The following is a 6,680-nucleotide window of genomic DNA, read 5'->3' on the forward strand; positions in this document are numbered from 1 at the left end:
CCCCATATCCACGCAATCGGGGGAAGTGGATCATTCCGATCCGTCCCCGCTCTCCGTCCGCATGCCCGAGCCATCGGCTCCCACGCATCGGGCACAACCCGAAACCGCGAAACGCAAGCCCCGCCCCTCGGCGGTCCCGCTGGTGATTCCGCGGATTCACTCCTTCAAATCCAACGATAAAGATGATGACGATGTTTCATAATATTTCGATTTTCCCCGCGCTTCCCGCACTCGCGCTGGCAGGCAAGGCGGTGATTGCTGCCCCCGCGCCGCGTCGTGGCCCGACCTTGTCGCGCCGCGAGTTGAAGCGCCTCGTCGCCGACATGATCGACTGACGAATTCCCTGTTGCGAAGATAAATCGGACAGGGTCCCATAACAGGCGTAGACTGCTCCGCAGAGGCCGTTCGACTCGGACGGCCGCAGGAGCAGTCCCTCGTGGACGCCGAAAACGATATCTGGTCGCGCGCTCTCGACGTCGAACGCACCCATGGCAGTCAGGCCCAGGCCTATGTTGCAGGACGGATCGATGCGTCCCGTCAAAGCGAAGACCAGCCCGACGTCGCGCTATGGACCGAAATCGCCGCGCGGCTCCGTCACCTCGATACCGTCAGCGAGTTCCGCCTCCGCCTCGACTGAAGGCCGCTTCCGACCGTCGCCGCGCACTGGACAGCGCGCGCGCTGTTCCCTAATCGTTCGCGCGTGAACGATACCCCAGCCTCCCTGCCCGACCTGACCCGCCCCGATCCCTCGGACCCGCCCTATCTGCATGGCCTCAACGGGCCGCAGCGACAGGCGGTGCTCACCACCGAAGGCCCGGTGCTGATGCTCGCGGGCGCGGGCACCGGCAAGACCGCGGCGCTGACCGCGCGCCTCGCGCATATCATCGCGACGCGGCGCGCCTGGCCGTCCGAGATCCTGGCAGTCACCTTCACCAACAAGGCGGCGCGCGAGATGCGCGAGCGCATCGGGCGGATGATCGGCGACGCGGTCGAGGGCATGCCCTGGCTCGGCACCTTCCACAGCATCGCGGCCAAGATGCTCCGCCGTCACGCCGAACTCGTCGGCCTGCAGAGCAATTTCACCATCCTCGACACCGACGACCAACTGCGCGTGCTCAAGCAGCTGATCCAGGCCGAGGGGCTCGACGAGAAACGCTGGCCCGCGCGCCAGCTCGCCGGTCTTATCGACAAGTGGAAGAACCGCGGCCTCGTCCCCGCCGATCTCGACGCCGCCGACAAGGAGGCCTGGGCCGATGGCAAGGGCCAGCATTATTACGCGCTCTACCAGGCGCGGCTGAAGACGCTCAACGCCTGCGATTTCGGCGACCTGCTGCTGCACATGCTGGTGATCCTGAAAACGCACCGCGACGTGCTCGAACAATATCAGGACCGCTTCAAATATATCCTCGTCGACGAGTATCAGGACACCAATGCCAGCCAGTATCTGTGGCTCCGCCTGCTATCGCAGGCGCGCAAGAATATCTGCGTCGTCGGCGACGACGACCAGTCGGTATACAGCTGGCGCGGCGCCGAGGTCGCGAACATCCTGCGCTTCGAAAAGGATTTCCCCGGCGCGACCGTGATCCGCCTTGAGCAGAATTACCGCTCAACGCCGCAAATCCTTGCCGCCGCCTCGGCGCTGATCGCGCAGAACAGCGGCCGCCTCGGCAAGACGCTGTGGACCGAGCTCGAACCCGGCGACAAGGTCCGCGTCGTCGGCGTCTGGGACGGGCCGGAGGAAGCGCGCCGCGTCGGAGAGGAACTCGAAACGCTCCAGCATCGCCGCGTATCGCTCGACCGCGCCGCGATCCTCGTCCGCGCGCAGTTCCAGACCCGCGAGTTCGAGGACCGCTTCATCGCGATCGGCATGCCGTACCGCATCGTCGGCGGCTTCCGTTTCTACGAACGCGCCGAAATCCGCGATGCGCTTGCTTATCTGCGCCTCGTCCAGTCGCCCGCCGACGACCTCGCCTTCGAACGCATCGTCAATGTCCCGAAACGCGGGCTCGGCGACAAGGCGATCCAGCGCATCCACCAGTTCGCGCGCGCCGAGCGCAGCCCGCTGCTCCAGGCCGCGTCGCAGATCACCGAGACCGACGAACTCACGCCGCAGGCGCGGCGCCAGCTTGCCGGCTTCGTCGCGCAGATGCGCGGCTGGCGCGCCAAGGCGAACGAGCTGTCGCATCCCGAGTTGACGCAGCTGATCCTCGACGAATCGGGCTATACCGCGATGCTCCAGGCCGACCGCAGCGTCGAAGCCGCGGGCCGCCTCGAAAACCTCTCCGAACTCGTTCGCGCGATGGAGGAATATGATTCGCTCGAGGCGTTCCTCGAACATGTCAGCCTCGTCATGGACCGCGACAATGACGACACGACCGAGACGGTGACGATCATGACGATCCACGCCGCCAAGGGACTCGAATTCGACCATGTCTTCCTCGCCGGCTGGGAAGATGGCGTCTTCCCGTCGCAGCGCTCGATGGACGAAGGCGGTGTCGCCAGCCTCGAGGAGGAACGCCGCCTCGCCTATGTCGCGATCACCCGCGCGCGCGTCCGCGCCAGCATCTATCACGCCGCCAATCGCCGCATCTACGGTCAGTGGACGAGCAGCATCCCCAGCCGCTTCATCGCCGAAATTCCGCCCGAACATGTCGACAGCGAAAACAGCTTCGGCGGCGGCCAGAGCCTGTGGCGCGCCAACTGGTCGGCGCAGGGCGATCCCTTCGCGCATGTCGCCAAACGCCAGCCCGCACGCACGATGACGCGCGGCCCGGCGTGGCAGCGCGCGGTCGCCCAATCGAGCACGATCACCCGCGCGCCCGCCCCCAGCGAACGCGGCCCCGCCGCCTCGGTCGGCGCCAAGCCCCGCGCCGACCTCGCGATCGGCATGCGCGTGTTCCACGAGAAGTTCGGCTATGGCGAGATCATCGACATCGACGGCAACAAGCTCGAGGTCGAATTCGACCAGGCCGGCAGCAAGCGCGTGCTCGACAGCTTTGTGAAGGCGGCCTGAGGAGCTCGATAACGACCGGGCCGCTCGACAGCGGCTTAGGTGTAGGGAGCGAACATCATCGAATTGCTGCGATCAGTCCCCATCGTGAACGAAATGTGCACAGCATTTTGAGCAAGCAGATCGCAGGGGGAAATGCACGCCGCCGTATTCCTTACCCCAAAAGCGCGGCCAAAATCGTTCATCAAGTCCCAAGCGCTCGTCGGCCTCATAATCCGCAAATGCCGAGTAGCCACACGCATGACATTTGATGCTGAACAGTGCAACGGCAGGAATGAAGAGGACTAGTCCGACGGCCGATGGCCAAAAAAGGCTGAATGGCCAGCCTATAAAGCAACTCAAGATGAACAGTATCGAGGCGACTGCAGCTGGCCATTGCCAACGACGAGCGATCTCAAATCGCTTGGGGATTGCAGGTTGATCGTTTGCCATGCTGTTCCATTTAGCAGCATCAACCGATGTCCGCTATCGGTCGTTAGCGGACATCCAAATCCTCCCTGTCGCGGAGCGATGGGGAGGGGGACCGCTCGCGAAGCAAGTGGTGGAGGGGCTAGCAACGTCGCGATATTGCCCCTCCGTCAGCGCTTCGCGCTGCCACCGCCCCATGGCTTCGCCACAGGGAGGAGTAATGACCGCAACCAACCGCTTCCTGCTGCCACGGCACCGATCACAAACCCTATTGTCAACTATATTAGTTATGATACTCCATCACGCGCGGCCAGCGAGTCGCTCTTTGGGAGAATCTGCATGAAAAATATGCTCTTAGCGGGCGCGATGGCGCTCGCGCTGATCGGCTGTTCGGAAAAGTCAGCCGAAGAATCCGCTTCCACTTCCTCCCCCACCGCCGACACGGCGGCCGAAGCCGCGGCGAGCGACGCACCCGCCGCCCGCTCGACCGACGAAGAGGTGCCGGGCGTCTCCATTTCCGCCGCTCCCGGCGTTGCTTTCGACTACAGCTATTCCTTCAGCCTCGACGACGGACTGATTTCCAGGGTCCAGCAGGAGCATGCCGAGGCGTGCGAAATGCTCGGTACCGCGCGCTGCCGCATCGTCGATGTCCGCTACCAGCTCAATGACGAGAAGCGCGTCGAGGCACAGACGCAGTTCAAGCTCGATCCCGGCATCGCCCGCCGCTTCGGCGCCGACGCGATCGCCAGCGTCGAAAAGGCTGAGGGCGTGCTCGCCGACGCCAGCGTCGCGGGCGAGGATGTCGGCAGCCAGATCGACGCCTCGCAGGTCCGCAGCGCGGGCGCTGCCGCCGAGGTCGAACGGCTCGAGGCGCGGCTCAAGGCCGGCGGCCTCGACAAGAATGAGCGCGCCGAAATCCTCGAACAGATTTCGGCGCTCAAGGGCCAGCTCGGCGACGAACGCACGACGCGCAAGACCGGCGAGGCGCGCATCGCCACCACGACCGTGGTCTTCAACTATGTCGGCTCGGGCGGCCTGCCGGGCATCGGGCATAAAAATCCCTTTGCCGACGCGGGCGAGACATTGATGGTCAGCGGCGGCACCGCCCTGTCCTTCGTGCTGACCTTGGGCGCCGCGGTGCTCCCCTGGGCGCTCGTCCTCGGCCTGCTCGTCCATGTCTGGCGCAGCAATGCCGTCGTCGCGCTCCGTCGCCGCCTTGGCGCCAAGCCGGTGTCCGACAAGCCCGCCGGCTGACCGATGCGCATGGGCGTCGCTTGCAAAGCTGCCATCCCGCATTATGGCCTAGGCCATGACGGGGCAGGCAACATGGCTGGACCAGGCACGCGACGCCCATCGCCGCGGCGATGACGCCGCCGAGAGCGCCGCGCTCGACGGCGCGATCCGCGCCGATCGCACCAACATCGCCGCCATCCTCGCGATGGCCGAACTCAAGCGCCGGCTCGCCGACGACCGCGCGGCGGGGAGCTTCTACCGCCTCGCGCTCGGCGTCGCGGCGCAGGCGCGCAGCGTCCCGCCCGCACTTCACCCCGGCCTCCAGCGCGCCGAAGCCTTTCTCGCCGCCACCGAAAAGGCCTTCGCCGACCATCTGCTCGGCCAGCTGCGCGGCGCGGGTATCGATGCCGCCGGCGCCACCCCGCGTGTCGCCGAGGCGCTTCGCATGCTCGCGGGCGAACAGCCGCTCTACCTCCAGCAACCGAGCATGTTCTATTTCCCCGGCCTTGCGCAGCGCGCCTTCTTCGACCGCGCCGATTTCGACTGGGTTCCCGCGGTCGAGGCCGCGACCGCCGCGATTCGCGCCGAGCTCGCAGCGCTGATCGCCGACACCGCTGACCGCTTCGGCCCCTATGTCACCGCGAGCGCCGACCGCCCGCCGCCCAATAATCCGCTGCTCGACAAGCCCGACTGGGGCGCGGCCTGGCTTTGGAAAGATGGCGAGATCGCCGAAGGCATAGCGATGCTCTGCCCCCAGGCCCTCGCCGCGCTCGCGCAGGCGCCGCAACCGGTGATCCCCGGGCGGGCGCCGCTCGCGCTCTTTTCGCGGCTCAAGCCCGGCACGCATATCCAGCCCCACCACGGCATGCTCAACACGCGCCTGATCTGCCACCTGCCGCTCGTCGTCCCCGACGGTTGCGGCCTGCGCGTCGGCGCCGAAACGCGCGAATGGCGCGAAGGCGAACTGATGATCTTCGACGACAGTTTCGAGCATGAGGCGTGGAATCGCGGCACCAGCGACCGCACCGTGATGCTCTTCGAAATCTGGCGCCCCGACATCGGCGCCGACGAACGCGACCAGCTGACGCGGATCTTCTCCGCGATCGACAGCTATTCGGAATGATGTCGGGTCTATCGCGACCGCCGCATTTACCGCTTTTATGAAGGAACTGCGCAGATCAGGCCGCTAGGCATCGCAATCAACCGGATTCACGACAACGCCGGTTAAGCCGTTCGCATAATGTGGGAAAGGGTCGCTGGTGGAGCCGAGGGGAATCGAACCCCTGACCTCTGCAGTGCGATTGCAGCGCTCTCCCATCTGAGCTACGGCCCCGCGACCGGGCGCTCTTAACCGCACGGGATCGCACTGACAATGATATTCTGATGATTGGGCGACCGACATAGATTGAGGGGGATATGATGGCGCGAGCATGGTATCTGACCAGCCGGCCGGCGGGCCTGCCGACGATGGAGAATTTCGCGCTGCGCGAATTGCCCGACGCGCCGCTGCAACCCGACCAGCTGCGCGTGAAGAACCTCTGGCTGTCGGTCGACCCCTATATGCGCGGTCGCATGAACGACGCGAAAAGCTATGCCGCCAGCTTCCAGATCGACCAGCCGATGACCGGCGGCGCTATCGGCGAGGTCCTCGAAAGCACGATGGACGGCTTCGCGGCCGGCGACCTGATCCTCCACATGGGCGGCTGGCGCGACGGCGGCATCATCGGCCTCGACATGTCGCCGAACAAGCTGCCGCGCGAGGCGCTCGCAGCCGGCATGTCGCCGCAGACCTTCCTCCACAATATGGGGCTCACCGGCGGCACCGCCTGGATCGGCCTGCTCCGCATCGCGGCCGCGAAGCCCGGCGACACGGTTTTCGTCTCGGCGGCCGCGGGTGCGGTCGGCTCAGCGGTGGTCCAGATCGCCAAGGCGCGCGAAATGACCGTTATCGGCTCGGCGGGCGGAGCCGAGAAATGCGCCTGGGTCAGCGAACTCGGCGCCGACGCGGTGGTCGATTACAAGGCCGGCG

At 65.8% G+C, this 6,680-nt stretch carries 6 protein-coding genes and 1 tRNA gene; 6 read left to right on the plus strand and 1 reads right to left on the minus strand.

Annotated elements, in window-relative coordinates:
* The first annotated feature begins 185 nt into the window (after positions 1–185).
* The 5 genes from B1A78_RS22835 to B1A78_RS19545 all read left to right on the plus strand — a co-directional run bounded on the left by B1A78_RS22835 (position 186) and on the right by B1A78_RS19545 (position 5,774).
* Positions 186–335 (plus strand): hypothetical protein, encoded by a 150-nt coding sequence (locus tag B1A78_RS22835; protein ID WP_218668007.1) that lies wholly within the window; start codon positions 186–188, stop codon positions 333–335.
* Between the two features lie 101 nt (positions 336–436).
* Positions 437–637 carry a hypothetical protein gene (locus tag B1A78_RS19530; protein ID WP_077148558.1) on the plus strand — a complete coding sequence of 67 codons (201 nt, stop codon included), beginning with the start codon at positions 437–439 and terminating at the stop codon, positions 635–637.
* 63 nt (positions 638–700) lie between these two features.
* On the plus strand, positions 701–3,013 hold the full coding sequence (locus tag B1A78_RS19535) for an ATP-dependent helicase (protein WP_256839468.1): 2,313 nt from the start codon (positions 701–703) through the stop codon (positions 3,011–3,013).
* Between the two features lie 744 nt (positions 3,014–3,757).
* Complete coding sequence (locus tag B1A78_RS19540) at positions 3,758–4,672, plus strand: DUF4349 domain-containing protein (protein WP_179102105.1); 915 nt, start codon at positions 3,758–3,760, stop codon at positions 4,670–4,672.
* Positions 4,673–4,727: 55 nt separating this feature from the next.
* A complete protein-coding gene (locus B1A78_RS19545; protein ID WP_077148560.1) occupies positions 4,728–5,774 on the plus strand; it encodes an aspartyl/asparaginyl beta-hydroxylase domain-containing protein in 1,047 nt (348 codons plus the stop codon).
* 134 nt (positions 5,775–5,908) lie between these two features.
* On the opposite strand, the gene B1A78_RS19550 is transcribed toward B1A78_RS19545, so the two are convergent.
* Positions 5,909–5,984: transfer RNA gene (locus tag B1A78_RS19550), tRNA-Ala, on the minus strand.
* Positions 5,985–6,070: 86 nt separating this feature from the next.
* Here B1A78_RS19550 and B1A78_RS19555 point away from each other — a divergent pair.
* Positions 6,071–6,680 (plus strand): NADP-dependent oxidoreductase (locus tag B1A78_RS19555; RefSeq protein WP_144037915.1); only part of this gene is annotated, 610 nt, incomplete at its 3' end.

It is taken from the genome of Sphingopyxis sp. KK2, from assembly GCF_001990265.1.
In the GTDB taxonomy this organism is placed as follows: Bacteria; Pseudomonadota; Alphaproteobacteria; order Sphingomonadales; family Sphingomonadaceae; genus Sphingopyxis.